At 68.4% G+C, this 19,397-nt stretch carries 17 protein-coding genes; 7 read left to right on the top strand and 10 right to left on the bottom strand.

The window, feature by feature from the left end; all coding sequences use genetic code 11:
• Window positions 1-3: 3 nt before the first annotated feature.
• The 3 genes from CACI_RS37120 to CACI_RS37130 are packed head-to-tail and all read right to left on the bottom strand — an operon-like array spanning window position 4 to window position 3,091.
• Window positions 4-837: a carbohydrate ABC transporter permease gene (locus CACI_RS37120; protein WP_015796064.1), complete on the bottom strand. Its 834-nt coding sequence runs from the start codon at window positions 835-837 to the stop codon at window positions 4-6.
• On the bottom strand, window positions 834-1,778 hold the full coding sequence (locus CACI_RS37125; protein WP_015796065.1) for a carbohydrate ABC transporter permease: 945 nt from the start codon (window positions 1,776-1,778) through the stop codon (window positions 834-836). The genes CACI_RS37120 and CACI_RS37125 overlap by 4 nt, the downstream gene beginning before the upstream one ends.
• Complete coding sequence (locus CACI_RS37130; RefSeq protein WP_049871837.1) at window positions 1,775-3,091, bottom strand: ABC transporter substrate-binding protein; 1,317 nt, start codon at window positions 3,089-3,091, stop codon at window positions 1,775-1,777. The genes CACI_RS37125 and CACI_RS37130 overlap by 4 nt, the downstream gene beginning before the upstream one ends.
• A 295-nt stretch (window positions 3,092-3,386) precedes the next feature.
• Between CACI_RS37130 and CACI_RS37135 the strand changes: the two genes are divergently transcribed.
• The 3 genes from CACI_RS37135 (at window position 3,387) to CACI_RS37145 (ending at window position 6,448) form a co-directional block, all read left to right on the top strand.
• Complete coding sequence (locus CACI_RS37135; RefSeq protein WP_015796067.1) at window positions 3,387-4,232, top strand: IclR family transcriptional regulator; 846 nt, start codon at window positions 3,387-3,389, stop codon at window positions 4,230-4,232.
• A 161-nt stretch (window positions 4,233-4,393) separates the two neighbouring features.
• Window positions 4,394-5,917 (top strand): sugar porter family MFS transporter, encoded by a 1,524-nt coding sequence (locus tag CACI_RS37140; protein ID WP_015796068.1) that lies wholly within the window; start codon window positions 4,394-4,396, stop codon window positions 5,915-5,917.
• Between the two features lie 69 nt (window positions 5,918-5,986).
• Complete coding sequence (locus CACI_RS37145; RefSeq protein ID WP_015796069.1) at window positions 5,987-6,448, top strand: DUF2000 domain-containing protein; 462 nt, start codon at window positions 5,987-5,989, stop codon at window positions 6,446-6,448.
• A 49-nt stretch (window positions 6,449-6,497) separates the two neighbouring features.
• Here the strand turns inward: CACI_RS37145 and CACI_RS37150 are convergent, their stop codons facing one another.
• Window positions 6,498-6,872 carry an ArsR/SmtB family transcription factor gene (locus tag CACI_RS37150; protein WP_015796070.1) on the bottom strand — a complete coding sequence of 125 codons (375 nt, stop codon included), beginning with the start codon at window positions 6,870-6,872 and terminating at the stop codon, window positions 6,498-6,500.
• Window positions 6,873-7,086: 214 nt separating this feature from the next.
• Between CACI_RS37150 and CACI_RS37155 the strand changes: the two genes are divergently transcribed.
• Window positions 7,087-8,481 (top strand): MFS transporter, encoded by a 1,395-nt coding sequence (locus tag CACI_RS37155; protein ID WP_143765544.1) that lies wholly within the window; start codon window positions 7,087-7,089, stop codon window positions 8,479-8,481.
• Between the two features lie 152 nt (window positions 8,482-8,633).
• Window positions 8,634-9,998: a DUF2252 domain-containing protein gene (locus CACI_RS37160; protein ID WP_041543329.1), complete on the top strand. Its 1,365-nt coding sequence runs from the start codon at window positions 8,634-8,636 to the stop codon at window positions 9,996-9,998.
• A gap of 28 nt (window positions 9,999-10,026) precedes the next feature.
• On the opposite strand, the gene CACI_RS37165 is transcribed toward CACI_RS37160, so the two are convergent.
• Window positions 10,027-10,542, bottom strand: a complete 516-nt coding sequence (locus tag CACI_RS37165) for a hypothetical protein (protein WP_223297363.1) — start codon at window positions 10,540-10,542, stop codon at window positions 10,027-10,029.
• A gap of 107 nt (window positions 10,543-10,649) precedes the next feature.
• A complete protein-coding gene (locus tag CACI_RS37170) occupies window positions 10,650-12,161 on the bottom strand; it encodes an MFS transporter (protein WP_015796074.1) in 1,512 nt (503 codons plus the stop codon).
• Between the two features lie 182 nt (window positions 12,162-12,343).
• On the opposite strand from CACI_RS37170, the gene CACI_RS37175 reads away from it, so the two are divergent.
• Window positions 12,344-13,228, top strand: a complete 885-nt coding sequence (locus CACI_RS37175; RefSeq protein ID WP_015796075.1) for a helix-turn-helix transcriptional regulator — start codon at window positions 12,344-12,346, stop codon at window positions 13,226-13,228.
• A 33-nt stretch (window positions 13,229-13,261) separates the two neighbouring features.
• Here the strand turns inward: CACI_RS37175 and CACI_RS46620 are convergent, their stop codons facing one another.
• From CACI_RS46620 to CACI_RS37195, 4 genes are all read right to left on the bottom strand, one after another.
• Window positions 13,262-14,497: a hypothetical protein gene (locus CACI_RS46620; RefSeq protein ID WP_015796076.1), complete on the bottom strand. Its 1,236-nt coding sequence runs from the start codon at window positions 14,495-14,497 to the stop codon at window positions 13,262-13,264.
• Window positions 14,497-16,404, bottom strand: coding sequence for a hypothetical protein (locus tag CACI_RS37185; protein WP_015796077.1), 1,908 nt, complete (start codon window positions 16,402-16,404; stop codon window positions 14,497-14,499). The genes CACI_RS46620 and CACI_RS37185 overlap by 1 nt, the downstream gene beginning before the upstream one ends.
• Window positions 16,401-17,216 carry a toll/interleukin-1 receptor domain-containing protein gene (locus CACI_RS53745; RefSeq protein ID WP_015796078.1) on the bottom strand — a complete coding sequence of 272 codons (816 nt, stop codon included), beginning with the start codon at window positions 17,214-17,216 and terminating at the stop codon, window positions 16,401-16,403. The genes CACI_RS37185 and CACI_RS53745 overlap by 4 nt, the downstream gene beginning before the upstream one ends.
• 72 nt (window positions 17,217-17,288) lie before the next feature.
• Complete coding sequence (locus CACI_RS37195; protein WP_015796079.1) at window positions 17,289-18,662, bottom strand: helix-turn-helix domain-containing protein; 1,374 nt, start codon at window positions 18,660-18,662, stop codon at window positions 17,289-17,291.
• 151 nt (window positions 18,663-18,813) lie between these two features.
• Between CACI_RS37195 and CACI_RS46630 the strand changes: the two genes are divergently transcribed.
• Entirely contained in the window at window positions 18,814-19,392 is a 579-nt protein-coding gene (locus CACI_RS46630) for a hypothetical protein (protein ID WP_015796080.1), read from the top strand.
• Window positions 19,393-19,397 lie beyond the last annotated feature (5 nt).

Below are 19,397 nucleotides of genomic sequence, written 5' to 3' on the forward strand. Positions count from 1 at the left end.
CCCTTATCCCTTGAGCGATCCGCTGAGCAGGCCGCGTTCGAACAGTCTCTGCAAGGCCAGATAGACCAGCACGCCGGGCACCGCGAGGATCAGCACGGCGGCCAGCCGCACCCCCTCGCCCTGTTCCTGCGAGGACTGCAGGCTGGTGACGACGACGGTCAGGGTGTCCATCTTCGGAGTCTGCGACACCAGCAGCGGCAGCAGGTACTGGTCCCAGATCATCAGGAACCCGAACACCGCGCACGTGCCCAGCGCCGGCCGGCACACCGGCAGCACGATGCGCCAGAAGATGCGGAAGTCGCCGGCGCCGTCGATCCGGGCGGCCTCTTCCAGCTCCAGCGGGACCCGCTTCATGAAGCCGGTCAGCACGTACACCGGAAGCGCCCAGCCGACCAGCGGCAGGATCAGCCCGCCGTAGGAGTTGACCAGCGTCCCGCCGGTGAAGGGCTGGTGGATCTTGCCGAGCACCTGGAACAGCGGGACCGCGATCACCTCCTCGGGCATCATCATGGTGGCCAGGATCGCCAGCATCACCACTCCGGCGCCCTTGAAGCGCTTGCGGGCCAGGGCGTAGGCGGCCAGCGAGGACACGGTCAGCTGCAGGGTCAGCCCGACGGCGACCACGATCAGCGAGTTGAGCAGGCCGCGCGCCACGCCGAGGTGCCAGGCCTGGGAGACGTTGGCGCCGGTGAGCCCGTGCGGGACGTTCATCATCGCGCCGAGTCTGGCCTGCCGCTTGGAGAACACGGTCGCCACGACCGTCCACAACGGGTAGACGAACACGAACGCGACCAGCGCGTAGAGCAGCCAGACGCCGGCTCTGGTACGGATCCTCATATCTCCCTGCGCCTCCGCCACAGCAGCATCAGGCAGGTCAGCGCCATCGTCACCACGAGCAGCACGGTGCCGATCGCGGCGGCGTACCCGGTGTCGTTGTTCTGGCTGAACTGCCGGTACAGGTAGGTCACGACCGATTCGGAGGATCCGGCCGGGCCGCCGTTGGTCGAGACCCAGATGTCGGTGAAGACCCGCAGACCCCTGATGATCCCGAGCACCAGCACGATGGTGGTGATCGGGCGCAGCGCCGGCAGGGTCACGAAGCGCAGCCGCTGTCCCCAGCTCGCGCCGTCGATCTCGCAGGCCTCGTACATCTCGCGGTCGATCGAGGCCAGACCGGCGACGAAGATGACCATGTCGTAGGGCGCGTTCTTCCAGATCTGCATCAGGATCACCGACGCCAGCGCCGAGTGCGGGCTCTCGAAGAACGGCTCCGGGCCGATGCCGATCTTGCCCAGCAGCGAGTTCACCGAGCCGTAGGGCGAGGGGTAGAGCAGCGTCGTCCACAGCTCGGCGGCGGCGACCATGGCGATCACGGTCGGCAGGAACACCGCGGTCCGCAGGATCCTGATGTGCCGGGCCGGCCCTTGCAGCAGTACCGCCAGCCAGAAGCCGACGAAGATCGAGCCGGAGACGGCGAACACCGCGTCGAGGAGGGTGTGCACCACCGCCGTGCGCAGGTCCGCGTCGGAGAAGAGCTTGGAGTAGTTCGCGGTTCCGGCGTACTGGTTCCCGAGGTAGGGACGGACGTGGAAGAAGCTCAGGTAGACGCCCCACACCGTCGGCCACACCTTGAACACGCCGATGAACAGCAGCAGCGGCGACAGGTACAGCCAGGGCCCTAACCGCCGCCAGAACGGCTTCCCGGGAAGGGCGCCGGACCGGCGGCGGCCGGACAGCACGCTGTCCGCCGCCACCGGGTTCCGGATTTCGGTCGTCATCCGACGCCCTGCTGCTTCAGGAGCGCGGCCACGTCGGCGTTCATCGAGGTCATCGCGGTCTGCACGTTCCCGCAGGAGGACAGCAGCTTGTTGAGGTCGTCCGACATCTTCTGGCGCAGCTGCGTCCAGTTCGGCGCGTTGTCGTACTCATAGTGGCCCGAGCTGCTGTAGACCTGCTGGGCCAGCTGCCAGCGCGGGTCGTCGCCGTGCACCGCGGAGGCGTCGACGGTCTTGTTGACCGGCAGCCGGACGATCGTGGCGGTCGGGACCGCGCTCATGCCGAGCTTCTGCGCGTCCGGGGTGACCATGAACTCCTCGAGCTTGGTCACCTCGTCCTGCTTGCTGTCGGCCATGGTGAAGATGTCGGTGCCCTCCGCGAGCGTCCCGGCGGTGCCGTCGGGACCGGTCGGCGGGGCGACCACGATGTACTTGCCCTTGACCGCGGTGGCGTCCATCGTCGCGTAGGCGTACGGACCGGTCAGGTACATACCCGCCACGCCGGTCTGGAACGCCTTGTTCGTCGCGGTGGTGTCGTCCCCGAGCGCCGAGGGCTGCACGTCCTTGTTCTTGCAGACCTGGTCCTCCAGGAACTGCGCCGAGGACACGGCCTGCGGGGAGCCCACGGTCGCGGTGAACTTGCCGCCGCCGGCCTTCAGGTAGTCCCCGCCCGCGGAGTACAGGAACGTGGACCAGAACCACGAGGTGTAGCCGCGCGAGGTGGAACCGGGGACGGCCAGGCCGTAGGTGTCGTTCTTGCCGTCGCCGTCCGGGTCCTTGGCGGTGAAGGCCTGCGCGACCTTGGCCAGGTCGTCCCAGCTCTTCGGCGGCTGCAGGCCGAGCTTGTCCAGCCAGTCCTTGCGGATCAGCAGAACGTTGGCCTGCGCCGAGAACGGCACGGCGTAGACCTGGCCCTTCAGATCGGTGGCCGAGGCCCACGACTGGTCGGTGAGCTGGTCGGCGCCGGTGAAGCTGCTCTTGGCGACCGGCAGGACGATGCCCTGGGAGACGAAGCTGCCCATCTGCGCGGCGTCGTCCACGACCATGTCGGGCAGCTGGTGCGCCGAGGCGGCGGCGGTGAGCGCGGTCTCGAAGTCGGTCAGCGTGGCCTTGCCGATCGTGACCTTGATGCCGGTCTGCGCGGTGAACGCGTCGAAGATCTTCTGGTACGCCTTCGGCGAGTCGCCGGCGCCGCGGATCCAGACGTTGATCGTGCCGGCCGCCGCCGCGTTCTTGGACGTGGACGCGCCGGAGGAACTGCTCGAACTGCTGCTGCACGCGCTGCCGGATATCGCGACGCCGGCGGCGACTGCCACGGCGCACAAAGATCTCGCTGTTCGGGGTGTCACGGTTCGCATGGGGCCCTCGGCTTCAACGGAGGTGTTCACGGATGTGAACGAAATACAGAAGGGTGAACGAACTCAGATGCTGGAAAGGTAGTGAAGAACGTCCGAGCGGTCAAGGGGACCGTGGCTGTCGGCGGCGCCCCCTCTCGCGTTCCTATGCCGGGGCGCCAAAGCGGACATTTCAGATATGTGAAGCGGTATCAGATATCTGAAGAGCGCCGCAGCCGGTACTGTGGACCCGGAGACCTGTCAACGAAGGAGTCCCATGGCCGACATCGGCATAACGAGCGGACCTGCGGTGGGATCCGCCGCCACGACCAAGGACGGCGCGCTCGACGGCACCGGTGGCGACTCCGCGGGAGTGAAGTCGGCGCGGCGGGCCGTGGAGCTGTTGGAGGCCTTCGGCTCGAACCACTCCTGGCTCTCGCTCACCGATCTGCACCACCTCACCGGGTTCCCGCGCTCCTCGCTGCACGGGCTGCTGCGCACGCTGCGCGACGTCGGCTGGATCGAGTCCGACGACGCCGGCACCCGGTTCCGGCTCGGCGTCAAGGCTCTGATCTGCGGGACCGCGTACCTGGACCGCGATCCGGTGATGCCGTACGCCACCGAGGCGCTGGAGAAGATCCGCGACCAGATCGGCTACACCTGCCACTTCGCGAGGCTCAACGGCCCGGACATCGTCTACCTGCAGACCCGCGAGTCGCGGACGTCGGCGCATCTTGTGTCCCGTGTCGGGCGGACGCTGCCGGCGCACGCCACGGCGCTGGGCAAGGTACTGCTGGCCGAACTGGCCGACGACGAGCTGACCGGGGTGCTGCCCAAGCACCTGACGGCGCTGACCGATCTGACCATCACCGACCGCGAGGCGCTCCGCTCGGAGCTGGCGTTCATCCGCGAGCGCGGGTACTCCACCGAGCGCGGGCAGAGCTCGCCGAACCTGGCGTGCGTCGCGGCGGTGGTGCCCTACCGGATCCCGGGCACCGACGCGATGAGCTGCTCGATGCCCGGCGAGCGGGTCACGGACGCGGAGTTGCAGCGGGTCGGGGCGCTGCTGCGGGACGTCGCCGAGGACCTCAGCCAGCAGCTGCGGCGCGCCGGGATTCGTTGACCTGTATTGAACCTGAAGCTGAACCCGAGTCTGAACCTGGGCTGAATCTGCATCTGAATCCAGCGCGCTAGGCGTTCCTGTATGTGAACGACGTCTATGTTGCTGAATCGTTACCGCCGAGGATCTTGTCAGTCTCCTTTACTAGTGCCACGGTTCCCGCCATGGCGAATCCTGCGTCCCCCGCAGCACCGGCCGCGCGCCGGCCGGTGAACCGCGTGACCCTGTACACATTCGGCGCCTTCGGCGGCATCCTGTTCGGCTACGACTTGGGTGTCATCGCCGGCGTCCTGGTCCTGCTCGCGAAACAGTGGTCGCTGACGGCGTTCCAAAAAGGCGCCATCACGGCGAGCCTGTCGGTCGGCGCGATGGTCGGCGCGATGCTGGCCGGCCGGCTGAGCAACCGCGCCGGCCGGCGGCTGACCATCATGGCGGCCGCGGTGGTGGTCATCATCGGCACCGTCGCCTGCGTCCTGGCCGGCGGCTGGCAGGTGATGATGCTGACCCGCGGCGTGATCGGCATCGGCATCGGGCTGTCCTCGGCGACCGTCCCGGCCTACCTGGCCGAGCTGGCGCCGGCCCGCGTGCGCGGCGCGCTGGGCTCGCTGAACCAGCTGTTCATCGTGACCGGCATCCTCATCGCGTTCCTCGTGGACTACGCGCTGTCCAGCCACAACAACTGGAAGGGGATGTTCCTCGGGGCCCTGGTCCCCGCGGTCATCCTGCTCGCCGGGCTGACGATCCTGCCCGAGACTCCGCGCTGGCTGCTGAGCAAGGGCCGGGACGCCGAGGCCCGGGCCGTGCTGTCCGCGACACTGCCCTCGGCCACCGCGGCGGAACTGGACGCCGAGGTCCAGGACATCCGCGACGTCATCCGGCGCGACAGCGAGGAGCGCGGCCGGATCCGCGACCTGTGGCAGCCCTGGGTGCGGCCGATGGTCCTGGTCGCGCTGATCCTGGCGATCGGGCAGCAGTTCTCCGGCGTCAACGCGATCAACGCCTACTTCCCGACGATGCTGAAGTCGCTGGGCTTCGCCACGCGCACCGCGCTGCTGTCGGCGGTCGTGCTGGGCGTCGTGAAGTTCCTGTTCACGGTGTGGGAACTGTTCATGGTCGACCGCTGGGGCCGCCGGCCGCTGCTGATGATCGGCGCCTCGGTGATGGTGGTCTCGCTGTTCGCGGCGGGCCTGGTCATCAAGAACGTGACCGACAAGGACACGCTCGGCACCCTGACGCTGGTCTTCCTGATCCTCTACCTGGCCGGCTACGAACTCGGCTGGGGCGCCACGGTGTGGGTGATGATCGGCGAGATCTTCCCGCTGCGCGCCCGAGCGGCCGGCACCGCCGTGGCGACCACGGTGCTGTGGGCCGCCACCGGTCTGGTCACCGCGGTCTTCCCGACGATGTCGGCGAAGAGCAACCTCGGGATCGGCGGCGCGATGTGGGTCTTCGCCGGGGTCAACATCGTGCTGCTGCTCCTGGCGCGGTTCTACATCCCGGAGACCAAGGGCCGCAGCCTGGAGCAGATCGAGCGTGATCTGCGGGGCGGGAAGATGTCCGCGAGCGGCGCCGAGCAGACGGCCGGTGCGACGACCGTCCCGGCCCAGGCGGCGCCGGCGGGCACCGGGACGGCGGCCGGTTCGGCGACCGAGGAGTCCGGCGAGGCGGGACTGGTCTCCGAGTCCTGATCCCGGCCGCCTCCCGGCGGCGCACGAGCGTTCAAGACACGCCACGGCGCCGCCGGGAATCCTCGGATCATGAACGAGGGCACTCCTGAAGGCACCGTCGAAGACGCTGAAGCCACCCCAGTCAGGTTCGACACGAAGATCGCCGTGCTGCTGCGGGACGACCTCGCGGTGTGGCAGCGGCTGAACGTCACGGCGTTCCTGGTCAGCGGGATCGGGACGGCTCACCCCGAGGTCATCGGCGAGGCTTATCGGGACGCGGACGACACTGCGTATCTCTCGGAGTTCCGCCAGCCGGTTCTCGTCTTCGAAGGAAGCAAAGAACTGCTGACCGCGGCCCGGAGCAAGGCTCTGGCGCGCGGGCTGGCTGTCGCGGTGTTCACCGGCGACATGTTCCGCACCGGCAACGACACCGACAATCGCGCGGCGGTGCGCGCTGTGCGTGGCGACGATCTGGATCTGGTCGGGATCGCGGTCTACGGCGCCAAGAACGCGGTCGACAAAGCCTTCAAGGGCGCCGCGATGCACCACTGAGCACCTCGCCGCTCAGCTTTCTGTCTGTACGGGCCGCGCCGCGTCCGTCCTAGCGCTTCTCGTGCGCGTGGACGGACTGCGGCGCCTTCGTGTCCGCCAGGACCGCGTCCAGCAGTCCCGGCCACCGTACGTCCATCAGCTCCCGGCGCAGCCGGACGTGCTTCTTGGCGCCGACCCACCACATCACGACCAGTCCGGCCTCGCGCAGCACCTTGTAGTGGTGCGACATCGTGGACTTAGTGGCGGTGAGCCCGCTCTTCTCCCAGACGTCCAGACAGGCGATGCCGCCCTCGGCGGCGTAGTCGGCGACGGTGTGGACGATGGTCAGCCGGACCGGCTCGGCCAGCGCCGACAGCACCGCCGTCAACTCCACGGCGTCCTCACTGGGATGAGTCAGTTCGTACTGCTCGACCTGGGTGTCCATTGCCACAGCCTAAACCCGCTTGCCTTGAGTTCGATAGTCGTCGTACAGTTCGATACTAGTCGAACGGTTCGATGAACGTCGAACTGTTTTCCTCACTCAGCGTCACCTCGAGCGAAGCGGATGGTGCCCGGTGTCAGCCACCACGGAAGAAGTCCTCACCCCCTTACCAACCACGCCGTCGCCGGATTCTTCCCCGGACCCGCGGCGCTGGCGCATGCTGCCGGTGATCTTGTCGGCGATGTTCATGGCGATGTTCGACTACTTCGTGGTCAACGTCGCCGCGCCCTCCTTCCAGCACGACCTGCACACCACCGACGCCGGCCTGGAGCTGGTCGTCGGCGGCTACGGCTTCGCCTACGCGGCCGGGCTGATCACCGGCGGGCGGCTGGGCGACCTGCTGGGCTACAAGCGGATGTTCGTCGGCGGGATGGCCGCGTTCACGCTGGCCAGCCTGGCCTGCGGCGTCGCGACGTCCTCGACGATCCTGATCGTCGCGCGCCTGGTCCAGGGCGCGACCGCGGCCGCGATGGTGCCGCAGCTGCTGGCCCTGATCAACGTCATCTACCCGGTGCACGAGCGGCCGCGGGCGATGGCGTGGTTCGGCGCCACCATCGGCACCGGCTCGGTCGCCGGGCAGGTGCTCGGCGGCGTGCTGCTGGAGGCCAACATCTTCCACTGGACGTGGCGGCCGATCTTCCTGGTGAACGTGCCGATCGGGCTGATCGCCGTGCTGCTGGCGCTGCGCTGGCTGCCGGACACCCGGGGCACGCACCGTCCCAAGTTCGACCCGGTCGGCGCGATAGCCATCGCGCTGAGCATCGGTCTGGCGCTGGCGCCGCTGATCCTGGGCCGCACCGAGGGCTGGCCGGTCTGGACCTGGGTCTCGCTGGTCGGCTCGGTCCCGGTGATGATCGTCGCGATGCGCTGGGAGGCGCGGCTCGCGCGGGTCGGCGGGGCACCGATGGTGGACCTGTCGCTGTTCAAGGAGCGCACGTTCAGCGTGGGCCTGGCGCTGTCCGGGCTGATGCTCGCCATGTTCGGCGGGTTCATGCTGGCCATGACGCTGTTCCTGCAGGGCGGCATGCACATGAGCCCGGTGAAGGCCGGTCTGCTGTTCGGCCCGCTGGGGGTGGCCTTCGCCGTCACCTCGCTGCTGGCGCGGCAGGTCTCGGGCCGCTACGGCGCCCGGGTGATCGCGATCGGCGCCGGGCTGAGCACCGCCGGACTGGTGCTGCTGGGGATCGTGCTGGCCTGGCGGGGCGCGGACCTGGCGTCCTGGCAGCTGCTGCCCTCGATGATCCTGGTCGGCGCCGGCAACGGCCTGGTGCTGCCCTCGCTGGTGGGCTCGGTGCTGGCCGGCATCAAGACCAAGAACGCCGGCGCGGCCTCCGGGATGCTGGTCACCGCGCAGCAGTTCGGCGGCGCGTCCGGCGTGACGATCCTGGGCACGGTGTTCTTCTCCGTGCTGGGCTCGCACCCCGGCGGGTTCGGCGGCTACGTGACCGCGATGCGCTGGGTGGACGCGGTGGACGTGGTGTTCGTCGTGGCGATCCTGGCGATGGCGTTCCTGCTGCCCAAGCAGGCCGCCGGGATGGCGGCCAAGCGCTGAGCGGAGCCTGACCGGACTGACACCCCGGCTCCCTTCGCCTCTTCCCCACTTCCCCTCTTCGCCGAGTGAGATGCCCGGCCGGATCGCCTCATCAGCCGATCCGGCCGGGCATCGGCATGCGCGCGGCCGTGCCGGAGAGCACTGTGGAACGCATGACGAACTCGAGCCTGGCCTCGCGGGTGGCGGCCGGGCGTGCGGCCCGCAAGCTCATCACGCGCTCCTCGACCGGGGACTGGACGCCGCCGCCGGACCGCCGGGACCCGATGGCGATCCTGCAGAAGCAGGCGGCCACGCGGCTGCCGGGCCTGGTGCCGATCCGGTACGGCCGGATGGCGGCCTCGGAGTTCGCGTTCCTGCGCGGCGCCCCGGCGATCATGGCCGCCGATCTGTCGCACTCGCCGAACACCGGTCTGACCGTGCAGCTGTGCGGCGACGCGCACCTGTCCAACTTCGGGCTCTACGCCTCCCCCGAGCGCCGGCTGGTGTTCGACCTGAACGACTTCGACGAGACGCTGCCCGGGCCCTTCGAGTGGGACGTGAAGCGGCTGACGGCGAGCATCGCGGTCGCCGCGCGGCAGAACGGGTTCACGGACGAGTGCGGCTCGCACGCCGCGACCCACGCGGCGCGGGCCTACCGCGCGACGATGGCGCGGCTGGCGGGGATGAGCGAGCTGGACGTCTGGTACCGGAGCGTGGACGCCACGATGATGCTGCAGCTCGCCAAGCGCCCGAAGGGCCGCCGCGAGGTCGAGGCGTCGCTCAGCGAGGCCGAGCGGCACACGAATCTTCAAGCGCTGCGCAAGCTGACCGGTCCCGGACCGGACGGCACGCCGCGCATCCGCTACCAGCCGCCGCTGCTGGTGCCGTTCGCGGAGCTGGGATTCGACCGGGACGCCGAGGAGGAGACCATCCGCCGGGTGTTCACCGACTACCGCTCCACGTTGCAGGAGGATCGCAGGACTCTGCTGGAGCGGTTCCGGTATGTGGAGTCGGCGTTGAAGGTGGTGGGCGTCGGCAGTGTGGGGACGCGCTGCTCGATGGCGCTGCTGCTCGGCGAGACGACGGCGACGCCGTTGTTCCTTCAGGTGAAGGAGGCCGAGGAGTCGGTGCTCGCGCCGTATCTGAAGGCCGGCCGGGATGACCACCAGGGGCATCGGGTGGTCAGCGGGCAGCGGCTGATGCAGGCGACCAGCGACATCTTCCTGGGGTGGGCGAGCGGGCCGGCGGGGCGGTACTTCTACGTGCGGCAGCTGCGTGACATGAAGGGGTCGGCGAACGTTCCGGAGATGGACAAGACGATGCTGCGCGCGTACGGGGAGCTGTGCGGGCAGACATTGGCGCGGGCGCATGCGCGGTCCGGGGACCGGGTCGCGATTTCGGCGTACTTGGGGAGCGGGGATTCGTTCGACCGCGCGATGGGGCGGTGGGCTGTGGCGTATGCCGATCAGACCCGGGTGGATCACAAGGCTTTGATGACGGCGATCAAGACCGGTGTGGTGCTCTCGGTCGATGCCTAGCTCGATGCCGGGCTGATGCAGCTGATGCCTAGTAGCGGCGGCCGTTGCGCAGGAGGTTGTGGTCTTCGAGGAGATCGACGAGGCGCGCTCGTTGCTCGGGTTCCAAAACCTTGTCGGGGAAGGCCAAACCGCGCGTCGGTGCGGCGGTGAGCTTGAGGTGCCAGATGCCGAATCGCCTGTAGGCGCGGCGCCATTGGAGCCACGGGAGTTTGGCGATCTTGCCGGACACCGCGTAGGTGACGCCGTCTTCGTCGAACGCGACCGTCACCGGCGCGGGCCGCAGGCGTCCCGCGACGCGCAGTTTGCGGTAATGGCCCAGGGCCACCGCTATGACGAGCAGGACGGAAACCACGGGGAGGACGACGGTCGCGTCGCGGAATGCCGCAGCGCATCCCGCGGCGACGACGACACCGACCCACAGGACCGTCGCCAGCGCGTCGCCGAGTTCGGTGACGACGGCGGTGCGGGCGGTGCTGACGAAGGAGACCACGACGGGCACGTCCGCGCCCGCCACTTCTTCCGGTACGCCGCTGAGATCCCCCACCCGCCACAGCATGCCCTATCTGGGCGAAGACGCGAAAGTGGTTGTCCCGGGGTCGTGACGGAGAACGGCTCCGCCGGGCGGAGCCGTTCTGGCGGTGTGCTGCGAGTTCAGCCTTGGCTGCGCACGGTTTCAGCGCGCACAGTCTTGGCGCGCAGGCCGAACCAGACCAGCGCGGCGGCGACGAGCACGACCACGCCGTCGGCGCCCATGCTGAGCTGGATGCCGCTGGTGAGCGCGTCCTTGGCGCTGTGCCCGGCGGTGCGCAGGCTGTCGCTGCGCGCCGAGGCCACGGCGGACAGCAGCGGGATGCCGAGCGTCAGACCGACCTGCTGCGAGGTGGTGACCAGACCGGTCGCCAGACCTTGCTCGGTGTCGCCGAGGCCGGAGGTCGCGGTGACGCCGTACGAGACGACCGCGGCGAGGTGGCCGAAGGCGGCGACGGCGCCGATCGTCAACAGCAGGACGGTTCCGTTGCCGGGGGCGATCAGGGCGAGCGGGAGGATCAGCGCGCCCTGGAAGATCAGTCCGCCGACGAGGGTGGTGCGGGCGCCGTAGCGGCCGATGAGCCGTGGGGCGATCATGCCGCCGAGCGCTGCCGCGACCCCCATGACCGCGAAGACCAGACCGGTCAGGGTCGGGGACATGCCCTCCACTTGTTGCAGGAACAGCGTGCCGAGGAAGACGACCGCGCTCATGCAGGCGAAGGTGATCAGCCCGCCGATGTTGCCGATCGCGACGTTGCGGCGGCGCAGGATGCGCAGCGACACCAGCGGTTCGGCGGCTCGGGACTCGATGAAGACGAAGGCCGCGAGCAGTGCCACGCCGGCGACCAGGCCGATGACGACGTCGGGGCGTCCGAAGCCGGCCTGCGCGGCGGTCGACAGCGCGTAGATCAGCGCCAGCAGCGCGGTGGTGACGGTCGCGGCGCCGGGGACGTCAAGGCGGGAGGCGTGCGGGTTGCGGCTCTCGGTGAGCAGCCGCGGCGCGCCGAGCAGGACGACGGCTCCCATCACGGTGTTCAGCACCATCGTGGAGCGCCAGGACAGCGCCTGGGTCAGCACGCCGCCGAGGACCATGCCGGCGGTGAAGCCGACGGTCATCAGCGTGCCGTTGATGCCCAGGGCGCGCTCTCGCTGCGGGCCCTCGGGGAAGGAGGTGGTCAGCAGCGCCATGCCGGTCGGCACGATCATCGCCGCGCCGATGCCTTGCAGGGCGCGGCCGGCGAGCAGGACCGCGGGGACCCACGCGATGGCGGCGATCACGCTGGCCGAGGTGAACAAGATGGTGCCGGTGATGAAGACCTTCTTGCGTCCGACGAGGTCGCCGACGCGGCCGGACAACAGCAGCAGGCCGCCGGAGGGCAGCGCGAAGGCGGTGGCGATCCACTGCAGGTTCGCGTCGGCGATGTGCAGGTCCTTGCCGATGCTGGGGACGGCGATGTTCAGGATGGAGAAGTCGACGGCGACCATGAAGTTCGCCGCGCAGAGCAGGAAGAGAACAAGCTTGGCCCGGGCGGACAAGCCGGAAGTCGTCGAGAAGTCGGTGATGTTCGCGGTGGTAGCCGTGCCGCCCGGACCTTCGGGTGCCGCCGGCGTGGACCGGTCGAGGACATCTGTCATGCCATCCAGGATTCGGCGCGGGAAGCGTAAGTGGGTAGCGCCTGTTTATGCTGGTGGTCCTTACACCAGGCTGGGTCCGGCAGCTCCTGGCAGCCGGCGGCGCGCCGAATGCGCGGACCGCGAGCGGGATCCGGACCCCGGACTGGAGCGTACGGCGTGCTTGAGGGGAGAAAGCTGTGTCGATGACGACCCCGGTCCCCGTGGACCCCGAATCCGTCCGGCGGGCGAACCTGCGCGAGTTCCTGGTCGCCCGCCGCGCCCGGATCACGCCCGAGGAGGTGGGCCTGGCGCCCGGCAGCCGCCGCCGCACCCCGGGCCTGCGCCGCGAGGAGGTCGCGGTCCTCGCCGGCGTCGGCACCTCCTGGTACCAGTGGCTTGAGCAAGGACGCGACATCACGGTGTCCTCGCAGGTCCTTGACGCAGTCGGCCGCGTCCTCAAACTCGACGAGCCCGAAACCCGCCACCTGTACGCCCTGGCCGGCCTCAACCCACCCCCCGTCGGCCGCCTGTCCCCCGCCGACGCCGCCGGCCCGGTCGACCAAGCCCTGGTCCACCTCGTGGACACCTGGCTCCCCAACCCCGGCATGATCATCGACCGCTACTGGAACATCGTCGTCGCCAACCGCGCGGCAGAACTGGCCCTGCACACCACCAAGACCGGCTGGAACTGCCTCCACCAGTACTTCCTCGACGAGATCTACCGCGAATCACTGGAGAACTGGACGGAACTCGCGCCCCGCGTAGTCGCGACGTACCGCTCAGAGATGACGGCCTCCCCCGGCGACGAAGGCTTCCGCCTGGTAGTGGAGAACCTACTGACGCAGAGCACTGAGTTCGCCGAACTGTGGGCCCGCCAAGGCGTCGCACACAGCGGCGTGAACCTGAAGTCGATGAGCTCCCGCGTCGGACCCCTGCACTTCGAATCGGTGACCCTCGCCGTCCCAGACCGCGCGGACCTCCGAATCGTCCTCCACAACCCCCAAGCCGGCTCCGACACCCGCGCGAAGATGGAGCGCTTGCTGGCGGAGGACGAGCGGCGGAACGGGTTGCGGTTGGTGGCGGGGTAGTCAGGGTTCGTATCGGTCAGGGTTTCGTATCGGTCAGGGTTCATAAGGGTCGTAGAACTCGTTGCTGCCGGCGACGGGTCCGTCTGCGACGCTGGCGGCTGGGGCGGGCTCGCCGACATCGAACAACGGCTCATCCAGGTCCTGCTGGGGATAGAAGGCACGGCGCACCGACTCGGCGTCGTCGGGCCGCTCCATGGATTTCAGGACGTTGACGATGTTGCCGACGAACAGGTTTCGGTGATCTGAGCTGGTGAATCCGAGGTGGTCGGCCATTTCGGCGATGTAGTCGGGTGTCGTCCGGGGGACGCCGTTTGCCCGTGCGGGTTCGGGGTCGGCGTGATCGTCGTCGTCGCCATAGTTGTCGTAGTCGTTTGAAGCGTCTGGCGGGCTCGGAACGTGACCGTTCTGCGCAGCGAACTCGGGGGCAACGAGGTGCCGGAACACCGGCGCGACGTCGGTGTCATTGGCTGCCGCAGAAAGCAGCGCAAGCGGTCCGATGAGGTCGACGGCGCGCTCGATCGAGTCCTCCTTGCGAGCCAACGCCCAAACGACGGCGCTGCCCGCGGACTTGAGGACGTCGCCTCCGAGGTAGGCACGCCGATGCTTCTCGTACTCACGCTCTGATTCCCACACCTGCTCGTCCTTGCGGATCTCGGTGAGCCGGCGCATGCGCTCGCTGTCGGCATCGGAGAGCGTGAGGGACACGTCGCCGGCCCATGCTTCGAGCAGTCCGGTGGCATCAGAAAGCCTCGCACCCAGGGCACCGGCGAGCTCCGCCTCTACCAGCGCGACTTCTCCAGGATCCCGGCTGGCCAACAAATCGGCCGCGCGGCGGATGATCGCGCTGCGTGCGACGGCAGCCAGGTCGCTGTGCGCCACCGGGGACATGTTCGCGCTCTCGCGCCAGCGGACGGTCGCCGCGAAGCGGAAATCGTAGCCGTCGGCCGCACTGCGCAACCGCATCCGTGGCTGCGGGCACTCGTGCTCGACACCGGGCAGCATCACAGAAAGGGGCGGCGAGACCGTGAGCCCGCCATCGGTCCACGACGAAGCCGAAGGCGCGAAGCCGTTGTAAGACGCATCGTCCCCGGACTTCGCATCGTAGGAACGACCGCCCGGATGACTACCCACCGCCACGGCCGCAAAGACCAACGGAATCCCGAGCAGCGCGGGCCAAAAGCTCCAACCGACATGCGCGGCCACCGCCGCCAAGCAGGCGGACAACCCGGTCACGACGACGCCCACCACGATCTTGGTGTCGGTACTCATCAATCGGTCCCTTCCATGGCGACAAAGGAGAAGCCCTGCGCGTCATTGACGCGTTCCAGCAACGCGTCGGCGACAGACCACGCGCCTCCTCGCGCCGCCGCCCACGCAACGGCGGCGGCGTGCAGACGGCTGCGCGCGGCGAGGTCGTCGGGAGCCTCGGCGAGGATGGCGAGGAGGAGTTCGCTGCCCGACCTGTTGGCGGCGGCGATGAGCCAACTATCGAGCTGCTCCTGCCAGCCTCGGGGCTGCTTGGCGAGCGTGGCACGCCACGCCAGGGCGAGTTGGGTGCGGACGGCAGGCTCCGCAGCAAGGGGTCGCGCACGGCCGCGCCAGTCGATGAGCAGATGCGGATCAATGACGTGGACGAAGATGGCGGGATCGCGGTCGTTCGGGTGCTCGACCATGCGGAACAGAAGAAGACGGATAAGGCGGAGCAACCGGTCCTGGGCGAGCTGAACGGCCAGGGTCTCACACGCCATCTCGCCGATCCGCCCTGATCGGCGGGCCAAATGATGCAGGCGGACAAGTGCCTGGTCGGGATGGGTGTCACCGATGACTTCGACACAAGCCCGGATCAGCACCTCGCCCAAACCATCCGATGGCGGGTTCTTGGCCCATTCCCACATCTGACGTCGAAACCCTCGGCCGTGGTCGGGGTGCTTCAAGCCCAGTTCGAGCAGCACGAAAGCCTGCCGGATCGGCTCATCGGCTTCCGAACCTGCCAGATCGGCGATCAGCTTCGCCATGGAGGTGATCTGTCTGGTCCGCAGATGCTGTTCGCCGAAACGCGCAGCAACGCGCTCGGCATCGGCGAGCGACCATTTCCAGTTCTTTCCCAGCGCTTTGATCCATTCAGCCAGCGTGTTGCGCAATGCCGGGTAGCCGTCCCACATATAGGCGCGTATCGCAGCATCGAGCGGCTTGTGGAACTGGATGTGCCGATGCTGATCGATACCGGCGCCGAAGAGCGCCAGTTGTTCCTGGAGGTCGGACCGATCCAGAGGAAGGTCCGGGTCCTTGGGATAGCGGAGGGTCTCCAACAGGACTCTGGCCGCATGCCATGCACCATCCGCGGACCCGCCGGCGAACAGTGACGATGCCAGAAGCAGCGCACGTTGTTGGCCGGCCTTCAGCTCTTTGAGGATGGCGGCCACTTCTTTAGGTCCGGCACGCAGCGCTTCGAGCGCGACTCGGGTCCAGGCGCGGTCGTCAAGCGTGGGGTTCGCATCCCGGGCCTCGACCACAAGGAGCATGAGTCGAGTCAGATCGGCCATCGGGGCGTGCCTGAAGTGCTCGTGGACCGCCGGCCCGTCTATGGCGTCGGCCAGTACGCCGATGCTTTTCAGATGCCTCCGATAGGCCTTGACCGGATCGGGGCGGGTGATCGGGCGAACTATTTTCAGCCAGTCCGGCTCCGGCTCGCAGGCGTCGGGGAGGATGATCACCGATCGGGCGCGCGCGGTCTGCACCGTCTCAACGAAGGGCTGGACTTCCGGGGCGACCATTTTGAACTGTGCTTCGTCCATCGTCGAGAGGTCGACGAGAACGCGGTCTCCCCGCTGGATCCGAAGTCCGGAGAGCGATTCATCGTCGCCGCTCCCAACCACGGGCGCATAGAACAAACCCGGGCTGTACTGGCTCTTGCTGAGCAGTTTGAGAGCTGCGAAACGGCGGCCCGAGCCGGGAATCCCTTTCAGGATGACGACCTTGTGCTCCTCGATGGCCGCCTGGATCTCCTGGAAGCCATCGGGTTCGAAGAAGCACTGGTTCACGTGCTCGAACGTCGACTCCGACCACGCTCCCGCCCCGCGACGCACGGCCACTTTGGCCGTGTGGAGCGTCAGGTTCCACTGGTTCCCCGACCCGGTGTGAAGATTGCCCCGTGCCTGGTGGATCTCGGCACTCACTGCTCGTCGTCCGGGTCGTCGTCCGTCGGCAGCGTGTTGAACTGCGCGCCGCTTCCGGTGTGGACGTTGCCCCGGGAGCTGCCGATGAAGGTGCCGCCGCCGGTGTTGATGGCGCCGCCATAGTTCGTTCCGCCGCTCTGGTCGCCGTCGATGTGGATGCCGTCGCGGCGGTCGCCGGAGATGTGGACGTCGCCGTGGGTGTCACCGGACAGGTGAGTGCCCCCTTGATGGTCTCCGGTGACGTTGACACTGCGGCCGCCCTGGGTGCCGATCGTGGAGCCGCCGCTCTGGTTTGTGCTGGTGGTTCCGGCCATGGAGGGCGGTTCAGGCTTCTGCTCGGTGTTGTCGATGAGACCGGGGACGACTTCTTGGACGGCGGCGGCGATCTGCGGCAGCTGTGCTTCCGCCTCGCGGTGGTCGAAGCGGCGGTAGTTGAAGTTCAGGAGGTCCTTGATGTCCGGCGGGAGGTCATTGGGGAGGCGGTCGGTCGTGCGCCCGACGAGGACGGGGATCACGTGAGTGCCGGCGTTCAGAGCCGCGACTATCTCACGCCGGACCCAGTCGTTCTCGTCATCGACGAGACGGTGGCCACGGGCATCCCGTTTGAGCCACTCCGAGCCGATGACAGCGAGCAGGACCCGCGCCTTGCCGGCCTCGCGGATCAGCGCATCACCGAACGGCACTCCGTGTTTGAGCGAGCGGGACGCGTAGAAGACCTTGTCCGCGCCGAAACGGTGCGTCAGATCAGCCTGGATGGCGAAGGCCGCGTCGTGGGCATCGTTGGTGCGGTAGTTGACGAAGATTTCGTGCATGGTCGCAGGTCCCTTCCAGAGCGGTGAAACGGGTAGCGCGACGCCGACAGCCGGGCTGGTTTCGCGGCGCGGCTAGAGCGAGGCGGTCAGGCGCGGGCTGAGGGCGCGGACCGCGGGGTCGGTGCTGTGGCGGTTGAGGGTGCGGGACAGCCGACGGAGGTCGGTACGGATGGTCGCCGAGTCGGCGGCGTCAGCCGCGTCGAGGAGGCTGGCCGTCAGCGCCGTTGCGCGTGGAAGGTCGCCTAGGGCCGCGTGCGCGAGGGCGAGACGCGTTCCGTAGCGAGCACGGTTACGGACGGCGTCCGGCTGCAAGGCAGAAACGGCAGGGTCCAGAAAATCCGCGGACTGCTCCCACCGGCCGAGGTCGAACAGGCACCAGCCGGTGGTAATCGCCAGCGGGTCGATCATGGTCGTCGAGCCGATGGTGAACGCGCGGGTTGTGGCCGTGGCCGCGGTCGGCGAAAGCGAACCGGCTGTCGGGCGTGACGTGGAAGATCGCGATGGCACCGGGACCAGGGAGCCCAACTCACGGGCACGGTCGAGAGCACGGAGGCACGCGGTGTAGTCGCCTTGGAGTGCGTGGCCCTGCGCGGCGCGACGTGCAGCCTGCTCACGGATCGTGGGTGACCAGCGCGAGTGCTCGGCGTCGCGAGCCGCCGCCACGGTCCCCGCACCGTCACCCCGGTACATCGCCACGAGAGCACGCCGGATGCCGGAGTAGGCGACGAGCGTGGTGTCGCCGGCGGCGTCGGCGAGGCGAGCAGCGAGCTCTGTCCACCACAGCGCGCCTGAGTCGCTTCCCGCTTCTTGAGCCATCCAGCCGGTGAACTCCGCGTAGCGGGACGTCAGGCGGAGCAAGCGGTTCCTCGTGGCTGCGGACGCACGGGCGGCGAGGCCGCGCAATGTCTCAGTCTGTGCCACCAGTGTCGGCAGCACGACGGCGGGACTCGCAGTTTGGCCGAGCGTCCGCATCTGGCCGAAGAGGGTCTCGAAAGCGCGCGTGGCGTGCTCGTCATAGGACGCCGCCGAGCGCGGGGCGAGGCCGGTGCCGAGACCGACAGCGAGCACGGCGCCAGTGCCGGCCGCGAGGACGTCTCGGCGGGGCACGGCGGCGAACGAGTAGGCGTCGCCGTCGAAGCCCGAGCTCCAAGGTTGGTGGAGGTCGGGTTTGGCCGGGCTTCCGGACCTGGTAGGGACGTCGGTCTCTGTAGCAGAGCTCCTCGGAGCCGGCGTCTGGTCGGGCACTAACGCTGCGAGCGCTCCATCTGCCTTTAGGTATGCGTCGCACCGCCGTGCAAAGTCTGGGCGTGCCGGCATGCGGCCCGTCTCGATCTTGCTGAGATAGCCCTTGCTGTAGCGCAGGTAGGCAGCCATGGTGCCCAACGACAACCCGGCTGCTACGCGGCGGGCCCGCAGCTCGGTGCCAAAGCGTGACGAATCCCCCATGTAGCCGCTCCCCTCGATATAAGACCTCTTATTCGTCTTACCGGCACGGTGCAGACCGGACAAGGGGGACGGATGCTGTTTCCTGTTTCCTAACGGCGCGCGCCGATCTACCCTGAAAAACGCACAGAAGCGCCAGTGCGAGGGGTAAGCCATGTCAGATGTCGAACGGACCGACCTGAACCGGCTGCGGGACATCATCCGCAGTGCGCAGCAGCAGGGTGATCAGTACCCGGTGGATCCGAAGGCGCGGATCACGGTCGGGTCCGAGGGTGAGATCTATACCGGGGTGGTGCCCACGGGGCGCCCTTTGAGCAAGGTGCAGCACGGGACTTTCGCCGCTCGGGTGCGCGGGCGCGAGGTCGAGGACTTGCAGTGGGCCGCCAAGCACATGCCGCGGAACACGCAGTTCATCGAGCACCGGGACGCGCGGGGGTGGTGTTACAGCTTCCTGTCGCAGATGGGGCGGCCGTACACGATGTTCGCGTACTTCGACGGGACGAGCTACCAGGTCAAGCTGGTCGAGCCACGGTTGGAGGGTCTGGTCGGCGCGCACGCGGGGCATCTGTATGCCAACGGGCGACTGTGCCTGAGCCAGGCCGGCGGCTCGGGGCAGCCGACGCTGGAGGAGGCGTACTCGAAGTCGGTGCTGTGGGCCACGGGCATGGATGTGGTGTTGGCGGGGTATCCGTTCCCCTTCTCGACGAACAACGAGTTCGAGTACGGACTCTGATACCG

Source organism: Catenulispora acidiphila DSM 44928 (assembly GCF_000024025.1).
Taxonomy (GTDB): domain Bacteria; phylum Actinomycetota; class Actinomycetes; order Streptomycetales; family Catenulisporaceae; genus Catenulispora; species Catenulispora acidiphila.

What these genes read in the sequence shown, in the direction of transcription:
- CACI_RS46620 (WP_015796076.1), bottom strand. Translation starts at nt 14,497, where the DNA reads ATGAGTACCGACACCAAGATCGTGGTGGGCGTCGTCGTGACCGGGTTG.
- CACI_RS53745 (WP_015796078.1), bottom strand. Translation starts at nt 17,216, where the DNA reads ATGCACGAAATCTTCGTCAACTACCGCACCAACGATGCCCACGACGCG.
- CACI_RS37175 (WP_015796075.1), top strand. Translation starts at nt 12,344, where the DNA reads ATGACGACCCCGGTCCCCGTGGACCCCGAATCCGTCCGGCGGGCGAAC.
- CACI_RS37160 (WP_041543329.1), top strand. Translation starts at nt 8,634, where the DNA reads ATGACGAACTCGAGCCTGGCCTCGCGGGTGGCGGCCGGGCGTGCGGCC.
- CACI_RS46630 (WP_015796080.1), top strand. Translation starts at nt 18,814, where the DNA reads ATGTCAGATGTCGAACGGACCGACCTGAACCGGCTGCGGGACATCATC.
- CACI_RS37125 (WP_015796065.1), bottom strand. Translation starts at nt 1,778, where the DNA reads ATGACGACCGAAATCCGGAACCCGGTGGCGGCGGACAGCGTGCTGTCC.
- CACI_RS37150 (WP_015796070.1), bottom strand. Translation starts at nt 6,872, where the DNA reads ATGGACACCCAGGTCGAGCAGTACGAACTGACTCATCCCAGTGAGGAC.
- CACI_RS37120 (WP_015796064.1), bottom strand. Translation starts at nt 837, where the DNA reads ATGAGGATCCGTACCAGAGCCGGCGTCTGGCTGCTCTACGCGCTGGTC.
- CACI_RS37155 (WP_143765544.1), top strand. Translation starts at nt 7,087, where the DNA reads ATGCTGCCGGTGATCTTGTCGGCGATGTTCATGGCGATGTTCGACTAC.
- CACI_RS37145 (WP_015796069.1), top strand. Translation starts at nt 5,987, where the DNA reads ATGAACGAGGGCACTCCTGAAGGCACCGTCGAAGACGCTGAAGCCACC.
- CACI_RS37140 (WP_015796068.1), top strand. Translation starts at nt 4,394, where the DNA reads ATGGCGAATCCTGCGTCCCCCGCAGCACCGGCCGCGCGCCGGCCGGTG.
- CACI_RS37195 (WP_015796079.1), bottom strand. Translation starts at nt 18,662, where the DNA reads ATGGGGGATTCGTCACGCTTTGGCACCGAGCTGCGGGCCCGCCGCGTA.
- CACI_RS37170 (WP_015796074.1), bottom strand. Translation starts at nt 12,161, where the DNA reads ATGACAGATGTCCTCGACCGGTCCACGCCGGCGGCACCCGAAGGTCCG.
- CACI_RS37135 (WP_015796067.1), top strand. Translation starts at nt 3,387, where the DNA reads ATGGCCGACATCGGCATAACGAGCGGACCTGCGGTGGGATCCGCCGCC.